The organism is Vibrio campbellii CAIM 519 = NBRC 15631 = ATCC 25920, from assembly GCF_002163755.1.
Taxonomy (GTDB): Bacteria; Pseudomonadota; Gammaproteobacteria; order Enterobacterales; family Vibrionaceae; genus Vibrio; species Vibrio campbellii.
This window is the reverse complement of the sequence record NZ_CP015863.1, coordinates 1,649,129-1,673,103: the sequence shown is the minus strand read 5'-3', so window position 1 is coordinate 1,673,103 and position 23,975 is coordinate 1,649,129. Positions and strand designations below refer to the sequence as shown.

The following is a 23,975-nucleotide window of genomic DNA, read 5'->3' as shown; positions in this document are numbered from 1 at the left end:
TTAATAGGGTAATTGACTTGATTAGGTAAAGATAAACCTCACTCATTCAAATGACAGGTTTACCCAAGTCACTAAGATATTGAATAATTTTCAAAAGAAATCATGATGACTACGAAATCATGGTACGGCGCATAACGGAGCGTTAAAATTCGCATATCACGACAGAGCGACTACACTTTCTCTAACCTTCTAAGTTTTAAGAGAATTTTATGAATCTCATGGTGCGCATTTTAATGCTATTTGGACTCGCACTTTCTCACCCCGCTTTCGCTGAATGGGAATATGATTTCCAACCTGAGCCAAAAATACTGCCTGTTGCGACAGAAATCACTGAAGAAATCAATAAGCTACCAGAGCCTTTGTTCATGTCTGACCAAGACAAACGTAAGGTTAACCAACTGCTCAATGCTGTAATAAGCGAGCAGCGTAAACAGACCCTTGTTTTTGATCAGCATTTGAAGGCTTACCGTAAGTCCGGTGAGGACAATGAATGGTTTGAAACGCAATCAAGTTACCTAACGCTGAACAACTTGAGTCAAAGTAAAGAGCGTTTACTCGAAGTAACCGACCCGATCACTCACGATAAAATGACCAGCTTTGGTCCTTATGGCGTTACGCAGTTCAAACAAGAATGGCGTCAAACTCAGCTCAACGTAGAGTACCTGCTGTTCTTTCAGATTCGCGCTTTTAAGTCACTGATCAAAGAAATTATGATTTCACCAATTCCGGTCATTTGGGCTGGAACCAAAGTGCTGTTCATATACTTGGGCTTATTTTGGTGGTTAGCCAACAGCAAGCGGATCATAACTCTATTTCGCGAAACTCAACTGGATAATGTCGCTAAGCCACCGATTTGGGTTCGTTTAATTTGGTACATCAGCCGTGCGCATCGTGCCATCGCTTGGTTGATTGCGATAACGCTTTCTCTCAGAGTATTATCACAAATCCCAAGCTTACAGCATTTGACCATTTTAGAAATCTTCACTTGGTGGGTGCTCGGGGGCTCAATTGCGATTAGCTTTCTCCTCGAGTTTGCTTATCGTAATAGCCGAAGTACCAGCAAGGAAGTGATTGCCCTGCGTTTGTCGACTATTCGACGTTACGTGTGGAGCGCGATCGTCGCCGGGGTCATTCTTCAAATCTCGATTCGCACCTTAGGCAAAGGTACCATTTATTCTTGGATCTGCAGCGCGGTTTTCTTCTGGTTCGTATTGGTAACACTTTCGGTGTTGCGTATGTGGCGTAAAAAGGTATTTGAAGCCGCCGAGAAACTTTCCGATCGTCCTGTGTGGGTGAACTGGTCACTGCGACGTAAGGACACTTTTTTACTCAGCATCATTGGGACTGCGATTTGCGCAGTCTGGATAATGCTGCATAACTTCAAACACCGTGTCGTAGCAATGCTGTCTAACTACACCATGTTTAGTCAAGCGTTAGCATACTTGTTCCGTATCGAATTCGCCAAGCAAACGGGTAATAAAGGCGGTGATACTAATCTAGCCAGGATAAAAGGCGAGCAAGCGTTTCAGTACATTTTACCCGGTAGCGAAGAGAGTGAGGTGGTCGAATACGCTGGTGAAGAAATCAAGCTATTGTCTAAACACCTTCTGACAGACAGTCCCGCTGTTTGTGTGCTGTCTGGCGAGCGTGGTGTGGGTACCACAACCTTCCTCCGCACAATATTAAGTAAAGTAAAAAATGCCAAGCCAATTTATATCAACTGCCCCTATTCAGGTTACAGTGAATTGCTACAAGAACTTGCTTTGCAAATTGGCTTAGAGGGGGAAGTATCTGAAATTCAGGTGCTCTCTGCCTTGCGTAAAAGCGACACCTCTTATCTTATTGCCGTTGATAACGCGCAGCGCTTGGTTAAACCAATGGTGGGCGGCCTTGGGGGCTTGATTAAATTAACCAATCTATTGCGTCGTTCGAGGCGGAACCACCGCGTTGTGATGGCGATTGAAAAAGCAAGTTGGCGCTTTGTAGACCGTGCTCGTGGCGAGCGCTTATTGTTTGATTGGGTTGTGTTTATGCCACGATGGAATGAGAAACAGTTGTCTGCTTTGTTTGATACGCGCATCAATCAAGAGATTGAAAACCCCGTAACCTTTGATGGCCTTGTGGTGCCTAAGCAATGGGACCAAGAGGACATCACTGAAGAAGAGCGTGCCAAACAAGGTTTCTACCGTATCTTATGGCATTACTCAGATGGAAATCCTACCGTTGCATTGCGCTTCTTTCGTCTTTCTTTGCGCCAGAACAAAGAGACGCAACAAGTCGTGGTTAGATTGTTCCACGCGCCAGAATCTCAAGAGCTAGAGAAAATGCCAAAACCAATGCTGGCAGTTTTACGCTCGATTGTTCAGCTTGAGGTCGCGTCTCCAGAAGAACTGTCAGAATGTACTCAACTTAGTATTGCAGAAGTGATTGGTACCCTACGCTATTTCCAAAGCCGTGGCTTTATCGAATGGAGCGAAGACAAAGCGCGCGTGTCGGACCACTGGTTCCGTCACATTACCAACGTTCTCGACCGTCAACATTTATTGGTGAAATAACGATGAAAAGATTACTCACCGTATTAGCGTTATCGCTACTTAACACCTCTGCATTGGCGACCGAAGAGATCGCAAGTGTGGATAATATTTCGCAAATCGCTAGCCTAATTCGTTGGAGCGGCGTGTTCTTCTCCATCATTGTGATTGCCTCAACGTGGCTATTGCTTAAGTTCATGAACTCGATGGTAGAAAGCATCGGCAGCCAGTTCGTGCAATACCGCATGGTGCTGCAAAAGCTTCAGTCTTTCTTACAGTTCTTTATCTACTTAACCGCTGGCTCTGTCGTGTTTATGATGAGCTTCCGTATTAACGATCAAATCCTTGCTTTGATTGGTGGTACGTTAGCGGTTTCGGTTGGTTTCGCCTTGAAAGACCTAGCCGCATCCTTCATCGCGGGTATGACCGTTATGGTTGACCGTCCGTTCCAAGTTGGTGACCGCGTCACGTTCGAAGGTAACTACGGCGATATCATTGCGATTGGTTTGCGCTCTGTGCGTATGCGTACCCTAACCGATGACATCATTACGATTCCAAACAACAAGTTCTTAAGTGAAGTTGTGGTCAGCGGTAACTATGGTGCGCTGGATATGCAGGTAGTGATTCCGTTCTATGTGGGTATGAATGAAGACATTACGTTAGCGCGTGACTTGATTCAGGAAGCGGCGTCTTCAAGCCGTTATATCCACCTACCTAAGCCAGTAACGGTGCTTGTGAAGCAGACTATTACTGATAACTATTTGGCGATTCAGCTAACGTGTAAAGCTTATGTGGTAGATACCGCGTACGAGAAGCTGTTTGAAACCGACATTACTCTGCGTGTAATGAAAGAGTTCAAGAAGCATGGCATCAATCCACCGAAGATTGCAGTGCATACGGGGTAATTCAACGTATTCCTCTCGCGTTTATAGAAGGACAGATACAAAAAGGGTCAGTGATTACACTGACCCTTTTCTTTCTGCGTTAGCTAATCATAAAAACTGTTAAGCAATATTCATCACCTCAAGCAGAAGCTCGGCTTTCTTTGGCAGGTAGATACTAAACGTACTGCCTTTGCCCCATTCCGATTCGGCTTTTAGCTCGCCGCCGGTTTGACTAAGAATACTTTGAGAAACCGAAAGCCCTAGCCCGGTACCGTCGCGTTTGGTGGTATAAAACGGAGAGAAGATACGGCTTAAGTTTTCTGGCTTAATACCACAACCTTCGTCAGTGACATGAATCGCAGCACCTTTCAATTCGCCGTCTTCAATCCAATCTTCACTCACAACGGTTAGCTTGCCTTTGTCGTCCATCGCGTGAATGCCATTCATCTGCAAGTTCACCAAAATCTGCAGCAAGTGGTGGCGATTGATCTCAACCGAAGTATGGGCCTGTAGATCGGTGACAAACTCGATGTCGCGCTTTTTAGTGCCGGTTTTAACCAGCGTGATGCTCTCGTCAATGATTGGATTCACGTGCTGCCACGTAGTTTCGTCTTGTACACCGCCCTGACGGCTGTATTGCAGTAAGCTGCGCGTGATATTACGAATGCGGTCGATCTGAGCGTGGATGGCATCTATTTCTTCCTGAACGCGGCTTGCTTCTTCACCTAGCTCAAACTGAATCAATTCAACGTTACCCAGAATCACTGCGGTTGGGTTGTTAATCTCGTGCGCGATACCCGCGGTTAACTCACCCAATGCAGCAAGTTTTTCGTTGACCACAAGCTTGTCACGGGTTTGGTTGAGCAATTGAATATGAAGTTCGAGTTGTTCGGTCTTATCTTTCAAACTCGCCGTGCGTTGTTGAACTTTGCCTTCTAGTTGCATGGCTGAGCTCTTAAGTTCGACTTTACGATCTTCCAAAGCATCGAGCATATTATCGAACTGACGAGCCAATTGAGCCAGCTCATGATGTTCGTCGAGTCCGAGAGGACCAATACGTTTTTCTTTGCCCAACTGGACTAATTTCACGACTTTATGGATGCGTTCAATTGGACGGAATAAGTCTCGCGAGCCGCGATACACCATCACACCAGAAACTAAGAGCAGCATTAAAGTGATTAAGCTTATCTCGACGATATTGGTCATATACACTGTGACGAATGGCCACATCAAGTAACCGGTGTAGAGCATCCCGATGACATTATTGTACTGGTCTTTGATTGGTTGATAAGCGGTGATGTACCAAGCATCGTAAACAAACGCGCGGTCGATCCATTGCTCACCTTCCGCCAACACCTTGTTGTATACCTCAGAACTCACTCTCGTACCGATAGCGCGACCTAAACGTTGGTCACTGTCTAAGGGAACGTTAGTACTAACACGAAGGTCATCCAAGAATAACGTCAAAGTCCCCACGGGGCGGAGGGTGTCGTTATCACTCAAATAGATAAGATCACGAATTTGATCGACCAATACCGTGCTGTTGTTAAGCAGCAAACCGCCATCTAAGAAGCCAATTAAGTCGTTCTGTTGGCTGCAAACTGGGATCACAGTTCGACTCACCAAGCCGCGTGCTTCCACTCCACCATTTTTTAGAATTGGTACTTCAGCACGCTTGGCGAGTTCGGGGTCTAGCTTTTCCAGCTCTTTTTTGTCCAGAACATCGAAGAAAGACTCGCGCTTAGTTAAATCCATAAAGCGGAATTTGTTTTCCATCGAGTTAACACTTTGGAAGGACAAAAAGTCCAAACCGTAGCGTTTTTTCTGCGCCGTCACCCACTTTTGCAACTCCGCTTGTGGGACATTTTGATTCACTCGGGTACGGAAGTCATAAGAGTCCGCGAACGATTTGACGTAGTTAGCCTGCTTTTGTTGCAGCAGCGTAATGCTGTTATTCGCAACACCTAAACGCTCCGATACGTCTAACAACGCGTTTTGCCACGTATAGTGAATCGACCAATAGATCGTAATGCCGATAAGGGCTATCAGCGTTAGAAAAATTGGCACAGATGTCAAAATCAACAGTCGATAACGCACCATGGTTTTGAATCGATACGTCCATTTAGACAATCCTTTGTGTTGCTGCCAACTGCTACTCGGCATAATCCTCGTCCTCAGAATCCCACTCTTTGTATTTGCGCTCTAGCGTTTTTCGTGCCACTCCTAAATCTCGAGCCGCCGCCGACTTGTTGCCTTCGTGCAAATTAACCAATTGTTGGATATGCGCTTTTTCCACTTCTTTTAATGTCCAAGTGTTTGGGTAGCCTTCACCGGAAAACTCTTTACCCTCTTTGAAGGTTGGTAATTCTTCACTGTGTGATACGGTAATGGAAACATTAGGTAAAGCATGGCCGCCATTGAGTTCACGCCAGTGATGCGCCGGCGGTTTGCCTAGCAGAATGCAACGTTCAATGAGGTTTTTAAGCTCACGAATGTTGCCCGGCCAATCGTATTCACTCATGGCTTCCATATCTTCATGGGCCCACTTCGGTGCTTGCATACCCAGTTCACTGGTCAGCATATTGCTAAAGTATGGAACCAGTTCAAACAAGTCAGTTTTACGCTCACGCAGAGGGGAAACTTCGATCTTCAACACGTTCAAACGGTAGTAAAGGTCGCTACGGAAGTTACCTTTGTTGACCTCTTCTTGGAGGTTGCGGTTGGTCGCCGCGACAATACGAACATCAATACTGATTTCACGCTCAGAACCTACCGGACGAATGGTGCGCTGCTCTAATACACGCAGCAGTGATGCTTGCATGGATAAAGGCATCTCACCGATTTCATCAAGGAACAATGTGCCGCCATTGGCTACGCGGAAAAGACCTTCGCGAGATTTCTTAGCGCCTGTAAAAGCCCCCGAGGTGTGACCGAATAGCTCACTCTCCAAAAGCTCTGGTGCAATCGCGCCACAGTTAAGTGGGACGAATGGACCTGTTCGACCGCTTGCTTGGTGAATGCCTCTCGCTACTAACTCTTTACCGGTGCCCGACTCGCCTTCCACTAGGACAGATGCGCGAGACGGTGCAAATTGAGTGATCAACTGTTTGAGCTGACGAGTTTTTTCCGAACCACCAATAATCTCTGAGGTGTTGTGACGCTGATAGTCTCGCTTCATCGCGTATTGCATGCGCTCGTTCAGACGGCGATCCATACAGCGGCAGACTGCTTTCAGCATCTGCTCTAGATTAAACGGCTTGAGGATAAAATCCGACGCGCCAAGCTGTAGTGCTCGAATCGCAATTTCCAAATCCGCGTAGCCGGTCATAAAGATGACATCCGCGCGTTTGTCGTCATCTTCAAACGCCTCTTCCCATTCAATCCCTGAACGCCCCGGCAAGTTGATATCCAACAGAATCAAATCATAGTGGCGTGAGTTACGTAGCTCTTCCGCTTCTTCAATGCTGCCCGCTGTATCGACTTGCGAAAACAGTTTGCCCAGAGCCTTTTTAAGGATGGCTTGCATACCGAGTTCATCATCAACGACCATTACTGAAAAAGCGTTGTATTGTTGGTTTGTACTAATATGGGATTGAGTAGACATATTTACCCCAGTTGGATTTGAATGGGACAGAGTGTACCAAGTTTAAACAGAGATACCCTACAAAAAGTGCGACATTTTGTACCAACGCAAATTTTTGTGCAAATAAGCCCATGAATTAACGCATAAATCAAACATTTTGGGCTTGTAAAATGTTGGCATCTTGTTTGCTATATGGAGTGTCCAAGTGATCTCAGGATGTGGGAGACATCAATGCAATACCATCGCTTCTCGCTCCCTCACCCTAAGGTAGCTTGTGATATGAGCGCGCTATGACGCTCTGGCGACTTCTTTAGTAACCCAAGACTTAAGAAGCCAAAGAATCATTGGAAAGGAAACAACTAAAATGAAAAAAATTGCGCTGACTCTAGCTGCAACGTCAATCACTCTTGTAAGCTACTCTGCTTTTTCAGCTCAAGAAGGCGAACACATTCGTCTGGCGACAACAACAAGTACTTACCACTCTGGCTTACTGGACTATCTACTTCCTCAATTTGAAAAAGACACTGGCTACAAAGTGGATATCATCGCTGCTGGTACAGGTAAAGCGCTGAAGATGGGTGAAAACGGCGACGTTGATTTGGTAATGACACACGCACCTAAAGCAGAAGGCGTGTTCGTTGAGAAAGGCTACGGTGTCCTTCCTCGTAAACTGATGTACAACGACTTCGTTATCGTTGGCCCTAAAGCTGACCCAGCGCAAGTAAAAGACGATGCGTCAGCACTAGACGTATTCAAAGAGATCGCAAACAAAGACGCGACATTCATCTCTCGTGGCGATGATTCTGGTACACACAAAAAAGAACTAGGCATCTGGGCGCAAACTAAGATGGAACCAAACTTTGGTGGCTACCGCAGCGTAGGTCAAGGCATGGGTCCTACTCTAAACATGGCGTCAGAAATGCAAGGCTACACTATGACTGACCGTGGTACTTGGTTGGCTTACCAAAACAAATTGGATCTTGCGATTCTATTCCAAGGCGACGAAAAACTGTTTAACCCGTACCAAGTGATTTTGGTTAACCCAGAGCGTTACCCAACCATCAACTACCAAGGTGCGAAGGCTTTCAGTGACTGGTTGGTGAACCCACGCGGTCAAGAGCTGATCAATGGCTTCCGTCTGAATGGTAAACAATTGTTCGTTGCGAATGCTGAGAGCAAATAACGCAATATGAATCTTGCTGATACAACACTAGAAGCACTGCGCTTACTGGTGAATTTTGATGCAGACCTATGGGAGATCGTTGCGGTCTCCTTTAGTGTTTCTATTACGGCAATATCTTTGGTGGTATTGCCGTCTATTTTGATGTCTTTTGTCCTCGCCTACACCGAGTTCCGTGGTAAGTGGTTCTTGCTGTCCATTGTGAACACCTTACAGGCGGTGCCAACGGTCGTGATTGGTTTGCTGCTGTACATGATGCTTTCAAGAGCAGGCCCTTTGGGTGATTGGCAAATGCTGTTTACGCAAAAAGCCATGATCTTAGGACAAATGATCGTCTGTTTTCCGGTTCTGGTTTCCATGATGCACGGTGCGCTTCAATCGAGTGACCGTCGCGCAGTTGAAACAGCGATTACGTTAGGTGCGTCAATCCCTCGTATCGCTGCTACTGTGATCTGGGAGACACGTTTTCCTTTATTGGCGGCTATCATTGCGGGATTCTCACGAATCGTCACAGAGGTAGGCTGTTCAATGATGGTTGGTGGCAACATTATGGGCGTAACCCGTAATATTCCTACTGCCATTGCTATGGAAAGTAGTAAAGGTGCTTTTGCGCAAGGAGTTGCTTTAGGGATTGTATTACTATCGTTAGCGTTAGCGCTCAACTTCCTCTTATCGAACATGAGAGGCAAAGGCTATCTAAGAACATAAAGCAAGCAATCGACTCGCCATCGACCCAATGTAAGGGTGAATTATGACTATAAAAATTACCGCCGAGCAATTGTCCATGCGCTTTAAAGAGCGTGTGCTTTTCCACATTCCTGAATTGGCCATTGGTCCAAACGACGCGATTTACCTAAAAGGTGACAATGGCGTTGGTAAAACCACCCTACTCAAGATCCTTGCAGGTTTACTCAAGCCTTCAACGGGGAAAGTGGTGGCTCCAAAAGATACTTGGTTGAAGCAGTGGACACGTCGCAATGGTCGTGTTGACGTGATTTATCTCCATCAGTCTCCTTACCTTTTTGACGGCACTGTGTATGAAAACGTCGTTTATGGAGTTAAATATCAACAAAACACAGCAAAAGATAAGCGAGCTCAAGTTATTAGTGCGCTGCGCATGGTAGGGTTAGAAACCTTAGCCGACGAACACATCTCTGTATTGTCCGGCGGTGAGAAGCAACGCGTAGCAATGGCACGAGCTTGGATCTTAAAACCATCGATTTTGTTGATGGACGAACCAAGTGCCTCTCTCGACCAAGAGTCGATTGAACGTCTGGTTATCATGGCAAAAGATCTGCTTGATCGCGGTTCTAGTATTGTTGTGACGAGCCACCAAGCGAACGCGTTGACGGATTTATGTAAAAAACAGTGGTGGATTAAAGACAAGACTTTAATAGAGTCTCCACTCTTGTATGTCATACCAAAAGAAACATCCCAAGAGAACGCATATGCTTCAGCCAACACAAACTAGTTGGGTCATTTTGGCTGGTGGTCAAGCCAGCCGCATGGGTGGAAAAGACAAAGGTCTGATCGAACTGAATCAGAAGCCACTCATCGAACACGTTATCGAACGTTTATCTCCGCAAACACCACGCATTCTAATCAATGCGAACCGAAACCAAGACGCCTACCGTGCGTTTGGTTTCGTTTTCAGCGATCAATTTAAAGATTTCCCAGGTCCGATGGGCGGTATCCACGCGGGCTTGGTTCATGCAGAAACCGATTGGGTTGGCTTCGTCCCTTGCGACAGCCCACGAATCAACACTGATCTTGTTGAACGTTTTTGCAATGCGGTAAAAGAAGACACCGATATTTTGGTTGCTCATGATGGCGACCACCAGCAGCCTGTCTTCACGCTTTATCACAAGCGCGTACTGCCAAAGCTGACCGCGTTTTTAGAACGTGGCGATCGTAAGATCATCCTACTCTACAAAGAGTGCAACACCAGTTACGTTGACTTTAGCGACTCACCAAACTGTTTCGTCAACTTAAATACGCCTGAAGAATTGGCGCAATTTGGACAACTTGAATCATGAAACACACGCTAAACATCCCTATTCTTGGTTTTGCTGCCTACTCTGGTACGGGCAAAACTACGCTACTTGAAGCATTGCTACCAAAGTTGACCGAAGCTGGTTTACGCATCGGTATGCTAAAACACGCACACCATAACTTCGATGTCGACCAACCGGGCAAAGACAGCCATCGCCTACGTAAAGCAGGCGCATCGCAAATGCTGATCTCTTCTCGTAACCGCTTTGCCCTAATGACAGAAACACCTGAGTCAGAATCTGAGTTTGATTACCTACTGACTCGATTCGATGAAGACAAGCTAGACGTGGTTCTGGTGGAAGGCTGCAAAAACATTGCATTTCCTAAGATCGAATTGCACCGTGAAGAAGTCGGCAAGCCTTGGCTTCATCCAAATGATGAAAACATCATCGCGATTGCTTCAGACAGCGGCGAATTGGTTTCTGATCTGCCACAAATGAACATCAACGATCTTGAAGCGATTGCCCAGTTCGTTATTGAGTATGTCCAAGAAGCGAAAGCACCAAAGAGTAAAGAGAAAGAAGCCGCTTGCTGCGATACCCTTTCTCCAGCTTTCCTCTCTGTCGTTCAAGGACAAGAAAAGATCCTATCTTTGGTGAACACGGTTGCTGAAACCGAAGCATGTAAGATTGAAGATGCATACGGTCGTGTGCTTGCAGATCATTTGGTGTCACCAGTGAACGTGCCGCAATACACCAACTCAGCGATGGACGGTTACGCGATTCGCGGTGATGACGTCGAGCGTGAAAGCTACCAAGTGGTTGCTGAAGTGATGGCGGGTCATGCTTACGATCAACCTTTAGAAGTTGGTCAAGCGGTTAAGATCATGACGGGCGCCCCAACACCTATCAATGGTGATACCGTTGTTATGCGTGAACAAGCTTCCCAAGACGGCGATACACTCACGTTCAATGGTGCGAGCATCAAAACCGGTCAAAACGTTCGCCAAGCAGGTGAAGACTTAGCAATTGGTAGCGATGTGTTTACCGCAGGCACTCGTCTAGCTTCTCCTGAGATGGGCATGATTGCTTCTCTTGGTTTTGGCGAAGCGAACGTGTTCCGCAAGTTGAAAGTTGCTGTGTTCTCTACCGGTGACGAAGTTCAAGCGCCAGGCACAGAACAGAAAGCGAATTCAATTTACGATTCAAACCGTTTCACTATCATGGGCATGTTAGAGAAACTTGGCTGCGAAATTTTGGATTTCGGTATTCTAGAAGACAACGAGCAATTGATGATTGAAGCGCTCGAAAATGCTTCTGCGCAAGCCGACGTAGTGATGACTTCTGGCGGTGTTTCCGTTGGCGATGCCGATTACATTAAGCTGGCATTGGATAAACTGGGGCAAATTGATTTCTGGCGTATCAACATGCGCCCTGGTCGTCCGCTTGCGTTCGGTCAAATCAACGATAAACCTTTCTTTGGTTTGCCGGGTAACCCTGTTGCCGTGATGGTTTCATTCATTAACTTTGTTGAGCCTGCGCTGCGTAAGATGCAAGGTGAACAAGGTTGGAAGCCACTCAAAGTCAGTGCCATTGCAACAGAAAATCTGCGCTCTCGCCAAGGTCGTACCGAGTTTAGCCGTGGTATTTACGAGCTAGACGAAACAGGTCGCCTAACGGTTCGCACAACGGGCAAACAAGGTTCTGGTATCTTGCGCTCAATGAGCGAGGCAAACTGCCTGATCGAAATCTCCCCTGCTGTTGACACAGTAAAAGCGGGAGAAAGCGTGACAATTATCCCGCTTCAGGGCAGAATCTAGGCCGATTCAGAATTCAAAGGTCAGCATGTCTGGCCTTTTTATTGATTACAGAAAAATTTTTCAGAGAGACAGCTATGGCTCGCACCATTCTTTACACTTACAAAGACCAAGACAAAGAACTGACGTTCTCGTACCAGCAACACCGCAACATTCAAGAAGCAGTTGCAGAAGCAGAAGGTATCGATATCACTGAGTTCCTAAAGATGGAGCAACAAATTGAAGCAGTATCTGATACTAAAGCGGTGCGTAACTACCGTGATAACTACTTCAGAAAATTAGGCTTTAGCAAAATCACCCTAGCTCAAAAAGAAAACTTGGGCGTAGGTAAAAAGAACAAATAAGCCAAGCTACACGGACCAAAACAAAAACTCGCAATTCGTCGCGAGTTTTTTTATACCTATTCTTTTTGTTCGTTCTCTATAAATAAAAAGCCTCGTTTCACCTTAAAGGAAAACGAGGCTTTCAATGTTGGTCTTATGTGTTTTCGCTCACTGAAAGCTCAGACGATTATTTAATGTTTAGGAACGCAGCACCACGTACGCCGCCTGAATCACCGTGTTTTGCTTTGATGATCTTTGGACATTTCGCCACAGAAAGCAGGTACTTAGGAATACGTTTTGGCATCTCTTCGTAAATCAGTTCGAAGTTAGATAGACCGCCGCCTAGTACAACAACGTGTGGGTCACTCGCAGTAAACAGGTTCGCGAAACAGATTGCTAGAAGCTCCATAAAGCGCTCAACGTGCTCAACCGCTTTTGCTTCGCCTTCTGCGTTTGCTTTGATAATGTCGATCGCTTTCTTCTCTTCGCCGTAGTAATGCGCGTAAAGAAGCTCGAAACCACGACCAGATAGGTAGCTATCTAAACAACCTTTCTTTTCACAACCACAACCTAGTAGAGGCGCGTTTTCGCCTAGGTGGAACCATGCGTCAAGAGGAAGACGAGTATGACCTACCTCACCCGCTACGTGGTTACGGCCAGAGAATACTTTACCTTCGTAGATAAAGCCGCCACCAAAACCAGTACCAAGGATCAAACCTAGTACAGATGGTTCATCTTGAAGGTCTTCATCCCATGCTTCAGAAAGCGCAAAACAGTTTGCATCGTTTTCAATTTTTACGCTGCGACCGATTTTAGCTTCAAGATCAGCGCGAAGTGGTTTGCCTTTTGCTGCAGGTACGTTAACCGTTAGTACAGTTGCATCATCAGCATCTTCCATCCCCGGAAGACCAAGACCAATCGTACCTTCACAACCAAATTCCGCATCGTATTTGTTAACTAGACCTGCAATGGTTTCTACCAGCAAATCGTAGTTGTCTGTTGGTGTTGGTACACGTTCAGTTGCTACACGCTCAAGTTTTTCGTTAAACGCACCAAACTCGATTTTAGTGCCACCGACATCAAAGCCGTAATACATGCAATTCTCTCCTAAAATGCTCAAACGACTCCCAAAATATGCTGGAGTCAAAAAGATAAACTTTAGGCATTATCCATATCTGTACGCCTGCAAACCGTGACGGAATGCAGATTTATCCCCTCGTTGAAGCCAGTTGAACAACAAGCCATCAACAAAAGTTCATTCCTTAGAGTTAGCTCTCGATTTTAGCCCACTCTTTGAAACGTTTCAGATGCGGGCGAGACCAGTCGGTTTTCACGCGAGTTTTCGTCAACATATAGGTTTCACGGAAGGCTTCAAACCACAATTGCAGACACTCCGAAGCTTGCTCTTCACCTGCCTGTTTGAATACTAGCGTCGCGACTTCTGCAGTAGACAGATGCTGCTCATTGTCCGAGCGGCGCATGATGTATTCAGACAATGATTCCGGCTCAATAGAAAGCACAGGCAAAGACTTCAAGAACTCTGAACGGCGGAAGATCTTACGAGCTTCTCGCCAACTGCCATCAATGAAGATCAGTAACCATTTTTTGTCTGAGCCATCAGCTGCCTTCAAACGCTCTGGATTTAAACCGCCCAACAAACGGTCAGGCTCATCCACATAATCTAAAGGGAAGACAACCACAGGTTGATAAGCATCGTTCTCTAGCAGTGTGAGCATCTCTTGAGAAGGCTCAGTACGATTCCATTGATACACGTAGGTCTCTTGAATCGTATCAGCAATTAGGCGCCCGGTGTTACTCGGCTTGAACACTTCGTTTTCCGATACGATCAGCATGCAGGCAATATTGGACTCGATGTTCGGCTGAATGTCGCACAAACAATATTGTTCAGATACCTGACAATAAGGACAGCGAACCACTTTACAACCACGAGCGTTAAACGGCTTCGTTGAGATAGATTGACGGTGCTGGTATAAACGATGGAAAGCGTGGATTCTCATGGATAGAAAGTGCCAGTTAGAATAAGTGCATGTATAAAGTAGAGCGCGATTCTACTTGCATCGCCAGTGAGTCTCAAGAAATGCTCGTAAACGGACTGATATTCACATTCCTTTCTTCTCGGTGAAAGATACGGTGGAGTCTTAAGGTCTTAACAAATAAGCGAATCAATCAAGGAAATCAGCGTGACCGAAATTGCATTTAACGACCCTTCTTGGCTACGACTCAGCATCTTTATTGGTGTTTTGTTGCTGTGTACCCTTTGGGAAAACAAGCTACCGAGAAAGCAGTTGACCGTCGACCGTTCATTTCGCTGGTTTAACAACCTCACATTGGTCGCGCTAAACAGCATCGTTATTGCCGTTGTGATGCCTATCGCCGCTTTCCAAGCAGCCATCATCGCTTATGAAAACCAGTGGGGGCTACTCAATGCTCTTGCCTTCCCGACTTGGTTAAATGTGCTGATAGCCGTTGTGCTACTCGATCTCATCATCTACCTGCAGCATTTAGTCTTCCATCGCGTTAAACCGCTATGGAAGCTTCACCGCATGCATCATGCTGACTTGGATATCGATGTCACAACCGGGACACGATTCCACCCGATAGAAATCATTCTCTCAATGATTGTAAAAATCGCTGCTGTTTTCGCTTTGGGCGTGTCTCCTATCGCCATCGTGATGTTTGAAATCGTATTGAATGCTAGCGCGATGTTTAACCATAGCAATGCAAAGCTTTCACTGCCTTGGGATGCGAAGTTACGTAAAATGGTTGTGACGCCAGACATGCACCGCGTGCACCACTCTGTCATCGTGCGCGAGACACATTCAAACTTTGGTTTCTTCTTGTCGATCTGGGATCGTTTGTTTGGCACTTACCGAGCTCAACCGGAATTTGGTCATGATGATGTTGTGATTGGTGTTCCAGAGATTCGCGACAGAGACGAGCAAAGATTGGATAAACTGATCACCCAACCATTTCGTTACAAGGAAAAGTCTTCCTCATGATCAGTTCAATGAAAGTAAATGTGTTTGGAAAAATCATGCTTGCTGAATGCAGAGATGGGATTTGGACACTTTATATCGATTCGGAAACTTCGATAAAGCGCCCAATCAGAGACTTTGTAGTGCCGCCCTCTCTCGATGAGGACAAGTTGCTGACCTATCTAGATGATATGTATCACGAACATGCGACTGCAACTCATCCATGTGTGTTTCGGGTTGAATAAACCAGCTTAACTTCTGTTGCAGAGTTACCATTAGTTAATGAGAATAACGTCGACTCCTCACTTTGCAGCACTTCAAAACCGAGTGCTTTGAACACCTCGACATTCCCCGTTTCTTCCACACACCAGACGCTCAAAGTTTTCGCCGAGTTATATAACTCACAAGTAGCCGTAATTAATCGACGAGCGAATCCCTGTTTACGATATGCTCTGTCGACGGCTAACCCCGACAATTGCAGTTCGCTATTTGTTGATTTGACTTTGATGCAAGCAACAGCTTTGGCATCAACAAAATAGGCATAAGTGACCCACTCGTCGTTGCTCGAAGTCGGCTTTGCGGTTTTGTTTGGGAAGTAGATTGCTCTCAATTCTTGAAAGCAATCTTTAGTAAGGGATACTACCGAAGGGTTTTCACTCGAAACGCGTTTAAGCATTTTCTATTTTAATGAGCTTAAGCTTTAATCAAATCGCGTTTTTTATTTGACTGGGTAACGCCAACGAACAAGCCGATAATACCCAAGATAATCGACGAAATGGCGAGTACACTCACGTCTTGTTGTTTGTTGATGGCCGAATATACAAATGCGATCCCAAAAAAGATGGCGCCAAAACTGAAGCCTGATAACGCTGCAAAAATGCCGAAGCTTGCTAGCTCCTTAAAATTATCCATAACACTTCCCTGTTGAAAAATACGTAACGTCAAAAAAATTAACGGAATATCTGACGTGATAGGCGCTGCTGTTGCGAATTCCACAGCCAGATAGATACTCCAATAGAAAATCCTAACAACAACGTTTGCCACTGTAGTTGTCCACTGCTCTCTAGTACGCCTAATCCATAGTGCGCATAAGCGTTGAAGCCAACGCTGCTCAACATGATCAATAACAGTAAAACCAGCTCTGTTCGGCGATGCTTGATCAACAAATACACGGCAAGCAAATCAAGGAGGCCAAGCGCACTCCAATACATATTTAACCAGCCTGGGGCAAAATCGTAAGGCAAAAAGCCATCGACAATATTGTCGTAAATGTGGATGACACCACCCAATGTCAGGCAAAGGCATAGGAGAAACAGTACGAATTTATCCATTATCGTTTCCTTTCCTTATCTGAATGAATGCGCAAAGCATATAGAAATCAGCTAAATAATTGTAATTTCGACGCCATTTTTGAGAGCGAGAGTGCCTTTAAACAGTACGTGAGGGGTACGAAAGAATAACAATGGCACTTTTTCCTTATCGATTCGCTCCTGATAAAAGCACAGCGTTTTGCTCGGAAGTTCGCTGAGTTGTGAAAGTTCGGTCTCTCTGTAAGGCATAAAATCCTCTTTTGATTCTTTCCAATCACCAAATTCTTGATTGGGCGACCAGAAAATCACGGTATTGGTTTGATCAAAGCCGAGTTCTCTCACATCAAATCGAAACCAACGACCTAGCGTTGTCGTCTCAAGGCCACACTTTCTCAATCCCTCTAGTACCTTGCCCGGATGAATCGGCGTAAAGTGAAGCACGTCGTTCCAATAGCAATCCAACCCATGAATACGACGCTGTAGAGCTTGCGGGCGATACTCGTATTTCTGAACATGTTGTTGATACAAGTTTGGATGTGACGCTTTCAAGCAGTTAAGAGGTTTCAATCGGTCTCCCGTCAAATTGCTTGGTACGCGATGGTAAACGTAGGTCAAAGTTATCCCTCTTGTGGTGCTTTTAAGTCAATGAACACAAACTTCATTGAAGGCGGAAAAATAAAATCATCATCACATCGGTAGCCTCTTAGCCACAAACCATCATCCCGCTTACGCAGATACAAACCTCTAGGATAGGTCTTCTCTTTAGCTATAGACAAAGAAGCGAGCGTTACGTATTCATCTTTTGTGAGCAAAATATCTTGAAGTAACAAGTATGGTGCGACCGCGAGCGGACAAGGCTCTAGATCTCTCAGAGCTGCATGATCAAGAAGCTCAGCCAGCGTTGCGCCAAAAGTTGCCCCCAAATCCGAAGGCGTTATTACCAATACAGACAATGTCTGGCCACGTTGTTTGGTTTGTATCATTTGGTCTTCAAATAGCTGCAAGGCAAACGCATTGAATTGAACGCGTTGTTCTTTGAGTTCTTGAAGCAACTCTGCATTCGTGTGATTACCAATTTCAACTTTCATTTAATTGCCCTAATGCGGATAAACTCACGAACCTGCTCTAAAGCACGCTGAAAGACAGGGTGCGCATGGGAGGAGATGTCTTTCGCAACTTCATGCCAAAAGAATTCGAAATCATGTCCACCATCATCTTGAGTGTGGAAGACCCAATGTTCCGGCAACGCTTCACATTCACACAAAACGAAATGCCAACGTTGCTCCTGAAATCCACTCTCCCAAGCCCCTAAGTAGGTTGTGTGATTGACCAATTCGATGCCCGACTCTTCTGCCAATTCTCTTTTTGCCGCACTGAAGAAGTCGCAATCGAAGGGTTCAACAGTGCCTTTCACCAACTGAACGCCCGCAAGAGGATGTTTGAAAAGAAGAATCTCGCGGTTTTGTTTTCGTAACACCAGAGGACACGCTTTATCGACCAAAGAATACCTCCTCGTTCTGAAGGCATATTTGTTTTGCTTCGACTGGAAAGAGAGGAAGCACGGCTAGCTCAGTAAAATTCACCCATCTCAAAATATATTGATTGGAAGCCGATTGCCTTTGTTGTTCGGGGCCATTACCTAGCGTAGGGGTGGCTGTGCCGATATGTGATAAGAAATAATGATCCTTTCGGCCCTGATTTTGAATCTGAAACACAGGAGTGAGCGATGTTAGTTCAATAGAGGTCTCCTCCAGTGCCTCGCGTTTCGCCGCTTCAGAAAGAACTTCTCCATCCTCTGCACTACCGCCAGGAAACACCCAATAGTGTCTATCGCCCTTCACTCGTTCAATCAATAAAACTTCTCGGTGCTCGTTTATTAATATCAAACTTGCTCGCTTCGGCATTCATCTCACTCCCTTGATTTAGCGGAACATTCTAACAACCTTGAAGCGATAACAAAGAATTAACAAATGCCGATGGCACATTTCTCTTGTGCCGTTAATCAATTTGCGATTTGGGTCACTCTTGGAATCAAAAAAATAAAAGGCAGAGCGAACGTCGCCCTGCCTTAGGTTGTATTGGAAGTTTGTTTGGTCTTGCCTAATGCCGGCTCAACTCACTTGATGCAGTTCGTATTTATGCAGCATCGCTTGTTGGTGCCCCGCGATGTCTGCGACTTGCTCTGAGCTTTCGACCATGGATTCTAATTGAAGTTTGGTATGTACACCTTGGTCAGAAATATGGGTAATGGCTTGCGACACATCCGCCGTTGCTCGCTCTTGCTCTTCTGTCGCAACAGAGATCTGGTCGACACGCTGCTGGATATGCTGAACCGCTTCGTTAATGTCTGTGAATGCCGATTTCACTTCATCACTCGACTGTAATGCGTAAGACATTTCCTCACGTGAGTCATTTACCGCTTCACGTGAGCGCTCAGCCGCAGCGATTAACTCATTCATCATTTCACGAATATTGGTGGTCTGCTGCGAAGTATCACTGGCTAACTTACGAACCTCATCGGCAACGACTGCAAAACCTCGCCCTTGTTCCCCTGCACGCGCCGCTTCAATCGCCGCATTCAAAGCAAGTAAGTTGGTGTTATCGGCAATGCCACTGATCATATCAACCATCTCACGAATCTGTTTTACTCGTTGGTCGAGTTCAATCATGGAGTGTTCATTGATGTTGAGTGAGTTTTCTAGTGATTCCAAACGCTGACGGTTTTGCTCTACCACAGCAACGCCTGTCACTGTGTGTTCCGTCGCTAAATGCGAATCTTCGGAAGAGGCATTCGTCACCGTCGCGATCTCTCTAATCGATGCTTCTAACTGAGTAATGGTCGTCACCATGCTCGCCAGCGCTTCATTCTGCACCGTTAAGCTTTGATTTGTTTGTTCGGCCGCATCGTGGCTTATCTCAGCGGTTTGGTACAAGGTTTCACAGTTACGCGTAACGGTAGAAATAGAATCATGCGTTGAGTCGATAACTTGGTTCAGTTTGCGCGCGACTTCTTTTAACTCAAACGGTCCAACCTCTTGCGCTTTACCTCGGAAATCATGCTCTGTCAGTGCCGACAAACGGCTCAGGATATTCTTGAGGCCCCGGTTGATCCAGGTTCTTAGACCAAACCACGTCACTAAGACCACTAGAGAGATAACACCAGCGGATATAACTGACGTCAAACTCGTGTTTTGAATTGTACTGTGAACTATGGACTTACGATCATCAATAAGATCAGACGCGACATCAGATACTTGGTCGAGCAAATACATAGTTTCGTTTGAAAGTTGAGAGGCACGTTGAAACTCGACCTTTTGCTGTTCGCTCAGTTCAAGTTTCGCCAAAATCAAACGCAAAACCCCGTCATCTTTGAAGCCAGCCTGTACCATCTCATAAGGTGCAGTTAGGCTGGCAAACTCGGTCACTTCAGGATGCCATTCTTTGAAGTCATCATAAGCGAGGTTAATACCAGCGATACGGTTTCGCATCTCTCTGTATTCTTGCTCTGCTTTCTCTAGCTCGGTGTGCATCATCATAAGCAAGAAAGTACTCTCCATTGAGCTTGCAGAGGCGATAAAGCGGTTCGCTGCGTCGCTAGACTCAGGGTTATCCTCACTGAGGAACGAACTAATTCGGTTCATCTCCGGCCCGATAGAGCTCAAGCCATAGCGAAAGCCACCCACTGCGGCGTTAATATCGCTTTGCATCTGAATCACCGCAGACTGTTTCGATAAGATCGAATTGGTGACTTGATGCAACTCTGCAACGTTTTCTCTCAGCATACTTGAGAGATGTTCAGCCACAGTGGATGTTTGCTCGATTAGCCCATCACTCTGCTTTGCTAGCGCCTCAATTTGTGAAATAGTAAGAGGTAGCTCAGTGGGATCCGTAATTTGCATCCCATAGTTAAGTAACTTGACCTGTTCTAGCACATTGCGAGTGAGTGTCGCATTTGCCATTGCCATGGGTAACGCTTTTTGAGACAACTCTTCAAATTGTTCCCCAACCTGCTCCATTCCTTTGAAACTTGCGGTAGAAAGGGCTATAACAAGTGCGATGATAGTTAAAAATGTTGCACTGATAGTCTGAATCAGTGAAAAAGAAAAGCGTAAACGTTTGCGCGTCGTCATAATTAATTTATGTTCTTTCTCGGGTTTGAATCAACTTTCCGTTTGTTCGTCACATAAGTGAGACAATAACGTGATTTGCTGCCCATATTAGGTATTGGTTATGACATTAATATTTCAGTTTTAAGTCGTAGGGATGACAGATGGGTGATGTGCGTCGTATTTATTTTCCTTTGATAATCAGTGTGCTACTTAGTGCTTGTTCATCTGGCCCAGATCCAGAAACGCAAGTAGGGCACTCCCTCCCTGTAACTCAGCTCCTCTCAGATAATCAAAGTTTGTTCGACTTTTATGATGAATGGGAAGGTACACCTTATCGATTAGGTGGAACGAAAAAGTCCGGCATTGACTGCTCTGCATTCGTGCAAAAAGCATTTATTGAAGCATACCAAATGTCGCTACCTCGAACGACACGCCAACAATCTAAGCAAGGCGTTGAAATGAGTTGGTCAGACGCGCAACAAGGTGACTTGGTATTTTTTAAAACGAGAAGAAGCACCTACCACGTAGGTATCTATCTGGGGAATAAACAGTTTATGCACGCTTCTACATCAAAAGGCGTGATCATTTCTAGAATCGATAACCCTTACTGGGCGTCGAAATTTTGGCAAGTAAGAAGAGTTACCATGTAACTCTCCTTTAGATTGAAATGACGAAAGATTAAAATCAGTCGTAAGTCGCGACAGCGGTATCAAATAAGTTTTTCACCAACGCAATGTACTCATCTAGGAAAGCGATCTGTTCATTGGTCGCTTTCTTCGTCCATACACCCGCAAGCACTTCACCCAAATCTTCCACTACCGCATCAGCTTCTTTTAGTAACTTAAAGCGCACACTTGAATGCAATTCTGGGTTTTGTTCGAATATCGCCATGATGTTCGACGCAACCATGTCCGTTACGACATCTTCAATGCTTTCTGATCCTGTGTCACCAATCTCAGACGTGAAAATGTCTAAGTTGAGTGACAAGTGCTCGATTAGAGCGAGATATCCATCGGTTTCTACAACCACTGTTTTTCTCCGTTTTGTGCAAGCCTTCGAAGCTGAAAGCGAATTAGTTTCAATAGTAAGACATGCCGAGAAAATTTCATTAACTTATTTCATATTAATAAGCATTGATGCACTAACTGCATGGTTTTTATCCAATTAGGTTAAGCATCCTCATGATTGCAGGTTTGATTTCGTCCACTTTCTTTAGCGCGATATAACGCTGCATCGGCACTCTTTAGCCATTGTGTATGACTCTCAAAATACGATTTATACTCGCAAACGCCGATACTTATCGTGTAGTTAATCAAAAACTCTTCAACTTTCACGATTTCTTGCTCAATTCGCTTTCGTAATCGTTCAGCAAAGTAGTTGGCTTGTTCTTGATTGGTGTGCGGCAGCAATACCGTAAACTCTTCCCCTCCGAAGCGACCACAAATATCACTGCTGCGTGCTGTTTTACGCAATAGGCTAGATGTACGACGAATCACCTCATCTCCCGTGTGATGTCCGTAGGTATCGTTGACCTTCTTAAAGTGGTCGATATCGAAAATAACCAGAGAACTCGACTCTTCGATGACTTTGAGTTGGGCAAACTCTTCTTTCAATGACTGCTCCCAGTACGCTCGGTTAAACAATCCAGTAAGGCCGTCTTTACGACTGATTTCCGACAGGTGTTGGTTAGTCTCTCGCAAATGAATACGGTTACGCGCCGTTTCGGAAACGTCGTTAATCTGAATGGCAATGTGGCTAACATCACCTGACAACGAGCGCAGCGGTGTGATCACAATATCTTGGAACATCAAGTTACTGCTGTTGGAAACCGGAGAGAAGTTGTTGAACTTAAAAAGGTATGGGCGGTTTTCCCAACTAGAGAATGAACGCGTTTCTAAATCTGCAGATGTCTTAAGCTTAGTTTCTAGCCACGTTCTGGGCAGCTCTTCAAAGTGATCGAACAAGCACTCACCAAGAATATTCTGGGACAAAATACCACTATACGACTGCATAAAGCTGTTCCAAACACAGACTTTATAGTCTTGATCGAGAACAATAAGCCCAGAGTCCATGGTATCCAGTATTTGAGTGACCCAGTGAAAGTCTGCTATGTCCAGCGTAATTTCGGACATTAGATTAGCTCCATAATTTCATAGATGATGTCTACGGATGATTTATCTATCAGGAACAGAACTTCACACTCAAAGTCGAGTGATTCTGCCATATAGGTGTATTCAATGGTAAAGAGTTCGCCAGATTCTTCTTTTTCTTCACAGTAAGGTGTGATGGTTTCAACAATGCCAGGCTGGCGCAGGGAAAACTGTTTATCTAGCTGGTTTCCCAAAGAAGTTAAGAATGATGAAACCAGTAGGTTCGATACGTTTAGAATGATTTCATTATGTGGCGTGAATTCCAACAGATACCCAAGGCGCTCACCAATTTGGTTAATGTTTTTACCACGTAAGCAGACCAGCGCTTCACCATGAATACCACCGCCTACAAAGCGCTGCGCAACCGCCACTGAGCCATCTCTTCCAATAACGTCCACCAGCGTCATATGGAGTTCACCATAAGACAAAGGGCCTACATGAGGAACAGGAAGCTGAATGAATTCTCGTAAGTGGTCAGCCATGATCGCGGCACCTTTACCCAAAGCGATATTCGCGACTTCGCGAAACTTCGATAAGGGAGAGACCTCAGCAACAGGTGAGGGTTCTGCATTAGTGTGGGCACTGAAGGCATAATGTAACCCCAGCTTTTCGTAGAGAGGAATGATCTCTTCTTCAGCCAGCGGCTTGGCGATAAAATCCATTGCACCAAGCTCTAAGCATCGTTGCTTGGCTTCGTTTTGGACATCACCCGAAATAATAACAATCTTGGTTGGGTATTGACTGACGGGTAACGACTCTAGTACTTCGAACCCATCCATGACAGGCATAGTCAAATCGAGGAACAAAACGTCAATATTTTGTTCCGCTAGGATTTTCAAAGCCTCATGGCCGTCTTGGGCCTCAAGTAGGTGTAATGATGTATCTTGTACGATGGAGCGGGTAATCAACTTTCGTGCGACTGCAGAATCATCACAAATTAGTATTTTCATGCCACCAATGGAACTAAAGTCAAAAAAATTATAATACTAGCTGTGCTGTTATAGCTCCATATGTTAGGCCGATAAATCATAGGGTTATAGTCGACGTGATTCACACTTATAAACATTTTTCACTATAGGCGGAAAAATTATTGTCGAAGTT

26 protein-coding genes are annotated in these 23,975 nt (G+C 45.3%); 11 read left to right on the top strand and 15 right to left on the bottom strand.

The annotated features are described in order from the left end of the window. Nucleotides 1-209 precede the first annotated feature (209 nt). Together A8140_RS07890 and A8140_RS07885 are read left to right on the top strand one after the other, a co-directional pair. Nucleotides 210-2,555 (top strand): ATP-binding protein, encoded by a 2,346-nt coding sequence (locus A8140_RS07890; protein ID WP_005528427.1) that lies wholly within the window; start codon nucleotides 210-212, stop codon nucleotides 2,553-2,555. A gap of 2 nt (nucleotides 2,556-2,557) precedes the next feature. Beyond that, nucleotides 2,558-3,436, top strand: a complete 879-nt coding sequence (locus tag A8140_RS07885; RefSeq protein ID WP_005528425.1) for a mechanosensitive ion channel family protein — start codon at nucleotides 2,558-2,560, stop codon at nucleotides 3,434-3,436. 99 nt (nucleotides 3,437-3,535) lie between these two features. On the opposite strand, the gene A8140_RS07880 is transcribed toward A8140_RS07885, so the two are convergent. Together A8140_RS07880 and A8140_RS07875 are read right to left on the bottom strand one after the other, a co-directional pair. After that, on the bottom strand, nucleotides 3,536-5,578 hold the full coding sequence (locus A8140_RS07880; protein WP_005528423.1) for a sensor histidine kinase: 2,043 nt from the start codon (nucleotides 5,576-5,578) through the stop codon (nucleotides 3,536-3,538). Beyond that, nucleotides 5,568-7,019 carry a sigma-54-dependent transcriptional regulator gene (locus A8140_RS07875; protein ID WP_005528420.1) on the bottom strand — a complete coding sequence of 484 codons (1,452 nt, stop codon included), beginning with the start codon at nucleotides 7,017-7,019 and terminating at the stop codon, nucleotides 5,568-5,570. Before A8140_RS07875 ends, A8140_RS07880 begins: the two co-directional genes overlap by 11 nt. A gap of 343 nt (nucleotides 7,020-7,362) precedes the next feature. Here A8140_RS07875 and A8140_RS07870 point away from each other — a divergent pair, with 343 nt between their 5' ends. From A8140_RS07870 to A8140_RS07845, 6 genes are all read left to right on the top strand, one after another. After that, nucleotides 7,363-8,181, top strand: a complete 819-nt coding sequence (locus A8140_RS07870; RefSeq protein ID WP_038863175.1) for an ABC transporter substrate-binding protein — start codon at nucleotides 7,363-7,365, stop codon at nucleotides 8,179-8,181. A gap of 6 nt (nucleotides 8,182-8,187) precedes the next feature. After that, entirely contained in the window at nucleotides 8,188-8,886 is a 699-nt protein-coding gene (locus A8140_RS07865) for an ABC transporter permease (protein WP_005528418.1), read from the top strand. Between the two features lie 43 nt (nucleotides 8,887-8,929). Further along, nucleotides 8,930-9,649 (top strand): energy-coupling factor ABC transporter ATP-binding protein, encoded by a 720-nt coding sequence (locus A8140_RS07860; protein ID WP_005528416.1) that lies wholly within the window; start codon nucleotides 8,930-8,932, stop codon nucleotides 9,647-9,649. Further along, nucleotides 9,627-10,214: a molybdenum cofactor guanylyltransferase MobA gene (gene mobA / locus A8140_RS07855; RefSeq protein WP_005528415.1), complete on the top strand. Its 588-nt coding sequence runs from the start codon at nucleotides 9,627-9,629 to the stop codon at nucleotides 10,212-10,214. The genes A8140_RS07860 and mobA overlap by 23 nt, the downstream gene beginning before the upstream one ends. Beyond that, a complete protein-coding gene (locus A8140_RS07850) occupies nucleotides 10,211-11,989 on the top strand; it encodes a bifunctional molybdopterin-guanine dinucleotide biosynthesis adaptor protein MobB/molybdopterin molybdotransferase MoeA (RefSeq protein ID WP_005528414.1) in 1,779 nt (592 codons plus the stop codon). The genes mobA and A8140_RS07850 overlap by 4 nt, the downstream gene beginning before the upstream one ends. 74 nt (nucleotides 11,990-12,063) lie before the next feature. Further along, on the top strand, nucleotides 12,064-12,330 hold the full coding sequence (locus A8140_RS07845) for a DUF2960 domain-containing protein (RefSeq protein ID WP_005377584.1): 267 nt from the start codon (nucleotides 12,064-12,066) through the stop codon (nucleotides 12,328-12,330). A 166-nt stretch (nucleotides 12,331-12,496) separates the two neighbouring features. Here A8140_RS07845 and nagK read toward each other — a convergent pair whose 3' ends face one another. Further along, a complete protein-coding gene (gene nagK / locus A8140_RS07840) occupies nucleotides 12,497-13,405 on the bottom strand; it encodes an N-acetylglucosamine kinase (RefSeq protein WP_005528413.1) in 909 nt (302 codons plus the stop codon). A gap of 172 nt (nucleotides 13,406-13,577) precedes the next feature. Continuing rightward, a complete protein-coding gene (locus A8140_RS07835) occupies nucleotides 13,578-14,327 on the bottom strand; it encodes a tRNA-uridine aminocarboxypropyltransferase (protein WP_005528412.1) in 750 nt (249 codons plus the stop codon). 183 nt (nucleotides 14,328-14,510) lie between these two features. On the opposite strand from A8140_RS07835, the gene A8140_RS07830 reads away from it, so the two are divergent. Together A8140_RS07830 and A8140_RS25970 are read left to right on the top strand one after the other, a co-directional pair. Further along, the gene (locus A8140_RS07830; protein WP_005528410.1) at nucleotides 14,511-15,329 is read left to right on the top strand and encodes a sterol desaturase family protein; all 819 of its coding nucleotides are present in this window, start codon (nucleotides 14,511-14,513) and stop codon (nucleotides 15,327-15,329) included. Further along, on the top strand, nucleotides 15,326-15,550 hold the full coding sequence (locus A8140_RS25970) for a DUF7661 family protein (RefSeq protein WP_029388790.1): 225 nt from the start codon (nucleotides 15,326-15,328) through the stop codon (nucleotides 15,548-15,550). Before A8140_RS07830 ends, A8140_RS25970 begins: the two co-directional genes overlap by 4 nt. Here the strand turns inward: A8140_RS25970 and A8140_RS07820 are convergent. The 8 genes from A8140_RS07820 to A8140_RS07785 all read right to left on the bottom strand — a co-directional run bounded on the left by A8140_RS07820 (nucleotide 15,523) and on the right by A8140_RS07785 (nucleotide 20,745). After that, nucleotides 15,523-15,981 carry a GNAT family N-acetyltransferase gene (locus tag A8140_RS07820; protein ID WP_005528409.1) on the bottom strand — a complete coding sequence of 153 codons (459 nt, stop codon included), beginning with the start codon at nucleotides 15,979-15,981 and terminating at the stop codon, nucleotides 15,523-15,525. The two genes, A8140_RS25970 and A8140_RS07820, sit on opposite strands and share 28 nt — an antisense overlap. Nucleotides 15,982-15,998: 17 nt before the next feature. Next, nucleotides 15,999-16,217, bottom strand: a complete 219-nt coding sequence (locus tag A8140_RS07815) for a hypothetical protein (RefSeq protein ID WP_005528408.1) — start codon at nucleotides 16,215-16,217, stop codon at nucleotides 15,999-16,001. Between the two features lie 38 nt (nucleotides 16,218-16,255). After that, a complete protein-coding gene (locus tag A8140_RS07810; protein WP_005528407.1) occupies nucleotides 16,256-16,636 on the bottom strand; it encodes a hypothetical protein in 381 nt (126 codons plus the stop codon). A gap of 51 nt (nucleotides 16,637-16,687) precedes the next feature. Next, complete coding sequence (locus A8140_RS07805; protein WP_005528406.1) at nucleotides 16,688-17,182, bottom strand: hypothetical protein; 495 nt, start codon at nucleotides 17,180-17,182, stop codon at nucleotides 16,688-16,690. A 50-nt stretch (nucleotides 17,183-17,232) separates the two neighbouring features. Next, nucleotides 17,233-17,703, bottom strand: a complete 471-nt coding sequence (locus A8140_RS07800) for a hypothetical protein (protein WP_005528405.1) — start codon at nucleotides 17,701-17,703, stop codon at nucleotides 17,233-17,235. Further along, nucleotides 17,700-18,116, bottom strand: a complete 417-nt coding sequence (locus A8140_RS07795; protein ID WP_005528404.1) for an NUDIX hydrolase — start codon at nucleotides 18,114-18,116, stop codon at nucleotides 17,700-17,702. Before A8140_RS07795 ends, A8140_RS07800 begins: the two co-directional genes overlap by 4 nt. Next, nucleotides 18,106-18,519, bottom strand: coding sequence for an NUDIX hydrolase (locus tag A8140_RS07790; RefSeq protein ID WP_005528403.1), 414 nt, complete (start codon nucleotides 18,517-18,519; stop codon nucleotides 18,106-18,108). Before A8140_RS07790 ends, A8140_RS07795 begins: the two co-directional genes overlap by 11 nt. A gap of 207 nt (nucleotides 18,520-18,726) precedes the next feature. Further along, a complete protein-coding gene (locus A8140_RS07785) occupies nucleotides 18,727-20,745 on the bottom strand; it encodes a methyl-accepting chemotaxis protein (protein ID WP_005528402.1) in 2,019 nt (672 codons plus the stop codon). A gap of 140 nt (nucleotides 20,746-20,885) precedes the next feature. Between A8140_RS07785 and A8140_RS07780 the strand changes: the two genes are divergently transcribed. Continuing rightward, nucleotides 20,886-21,374: a C40 family peptidase gene (locus A8140_RS07780; protein ID WP_005528401.1), complete on the top strand. Its 489-nt coding sequence runs from the start codon at nucleotides 20,886-20,888 to the stop codon at nucleotides 21,372-21,374. Between the two features lie 34 nt (nucleotides 21,375-21,408). On the opposite strand, the gene A8140_RS07775 is transcribed toward A8140_RS07780, so the two are convergent. From A8140_RS07775 to A8140_RS07765, 3 genes are all read right to left on the bottom strand, one after another. Continuing rightward, the gene (locus A8140_RS07775; RefSeq protein WP_005427720.1) at nucleotides 21,409-21,753 is read right to left on the bottom strand and encodes a DUF3802 family protein; all 345 of its coding nucleotides are present in this window, start codon (nucleotides 21,751-21,753) and stop codon (nucleotides 21,409-21,411) included. Between the two features lie 140 nt (nucleotides 21,754-21,893). Further along, a complete protein-coding gene (locus tag A8140_RS07770; protein WP_005528400.1) occupies nucleotides 21,894-22,856 on the bottom strand; it encodes a GGDEF domain-containing protein in 963 nt (320 codons plus the stop codon). Further along, a complete protein-coding gene (locus A8140_RS07765; protein WP_005528399.1) occupies nucleotides 22,856-23,824 on the bottom strand; it encodes a response regulator in 969 nt (322 codons plus the stop codon). The genes A8140_RS07770 and A8140_RS07765 overlap by 1 nt, the downstream gene beginning before the upstream one ends. Nucleotides 23,825-23,975: the final 151 nt, after the last annotated feature.

Bases quoted from the DNA above. Each gene is read 5' to 3' on its own strand.
- A8140_RS07845 (WP_005377584.1), top strand. From the start codon at position 12,064: ATGGCTCGCACCATTCTTTACACTTACAAAGACCAAGACAAAGAACTG.
- A8140_RS07810 (WP_005528407.1), bottom strand. From the start codon at position 16,636: ATGGATAAATTCGTACTGTTTCTCCTATGCCTTTGCCTGACATTGGGT.
- A8140_RS07785 (WP_005528402.1), bottom strand. From the start codon at position 20,745: ATGACGACGCGCAAACGTTTACGCTTTTCTTTTTCACTGATTCAGACT.
- A8140_RS07880 (WP_005528423.1), bottom strand. From the start codon at position 5,578: ATGCCGAGTAGCAGTTGGCAGCAACACAAAGGATTGTCTAAATGGACG.
- A8140_RS25970 (WP_029388790.1), top strand. From the start codon at position 15,326: ATGATCAGTTCAATGAAAGTAAATGTGTTTGGAAAAATCATGCTTGCT.
- A8140_RS07835 (WP_005528412.1), bottom strand. From the start codon at position 14,327: ATGAGAATCCACGCTTTCCATCGTTTATACCAGCACCGTCAATCTATC.
- A8140_RS07860 (WP_005528416.1), top strand. From the start codon at position 8,930: ATGACTATAAAAATTACCGCCGAGCAATTGTCCATGCGCTTTAAAGAG.
- A8140_RS07770 (WP_005528400.1), bottom strand. From the start codon at position 22,856: ATGTCCGAAATTACGCTGGACATAGCAGACTTTCACTGGGTCACTCAA.
- A8140_RS07780 (WP_005528401.1), top strand. From the start codon at position 20,886: ATGGGTGATGTGCGTCGTATTTATTTTCCTTTGATAATCAGTGTGCTA.
- A8140_RS07865 (WP_005528418.1), top strand. From the start codon at position 8,188: ATGAATCTTGCTGATACAACACTAGAAGCACTGCGCTTACTGGTGAAT.
- A8140_RS07790 (WP_005528403.1), bottom strand. From the start codon at position 18,519: ATGCCGAAGCGAGCAAGTTTGATATTAATAAACGAGCACCGAGAAGTT.
- A8140_RS07815 (WP_005528408.1), bottom strand. From the start codon at position 16,217: ATGGATAATTTTAAGGAGCTAGCAAGCTTCGGCATTTTTGCAGCGTTA.
- A8140_RS07885 (WP_005528425.1), top strand. From the start codon at position 2,558: ATGAAAAGATTACTCACCGTATTAGCGTTATCGCTACTTAACACCTCT.
- A8140_RS07820 (WP_005528409.1), bottom strand. From the start codon at position 15,981: ATGCTTAAACGCGTTTCGAGTGAAAACCCTTCGGTAGTATCCCTTACT.
- nagK (WP_005528413.1), bottom strand. From the start codon at position 13,405: ATGTATTACGGCTTTGATGTCGGTGGCACTAAAATCGAGTTTGGTGCG.
- A8140_RS07890 (WP_005528427.1), top strand. From the start codon at position 210: ATGAATCTCATGGTGCGCATTTTAATGCTATTTGGACTCGCACTTTCT.
- A8140_RS07850 (WP_005528414.1), top strand. From the start codon at position 10,211: ATGAAACACACGCTAAACATCCCTATTCTTGGTTTTGCTGCCTACTCT.
- A8140_RS07765 (WP_005528399.1), bottom strand. From the start codon at position 23,824: ATGAAAATACTAATTTGTGATGATTCTGCAGTCGCACGAAAGTTGATT.
- mobA (WP_005528415.1), top strand. From the start codon at position 9,627: ATGCTTCAGCCAACACAAACTAGTTGGGTCATTTTGGCTGGTGGTCAA.
- A8140_RS07875 (WP_005528420.1), bottom strand. From the start codon at position 7,019: ATGTCTACTCAATCCCATATTAGTACAAACCAACAATACAACGCTTTT.
- A8140_RS07800 (WP_005528405.1), bottom strand. From the start codon at position 17,703: ATGAAAGTTGAAATTGGTAATCACACGAATGCAGAGTTGCTTCAAGAA.
- A8140_RS07870 (WP_038863175.1), top strand. From the start codon at position 7,363: ATGAAAAAAATTGCGCTGACTCTAGCTGCAACGTCAATCACTCTTGTA.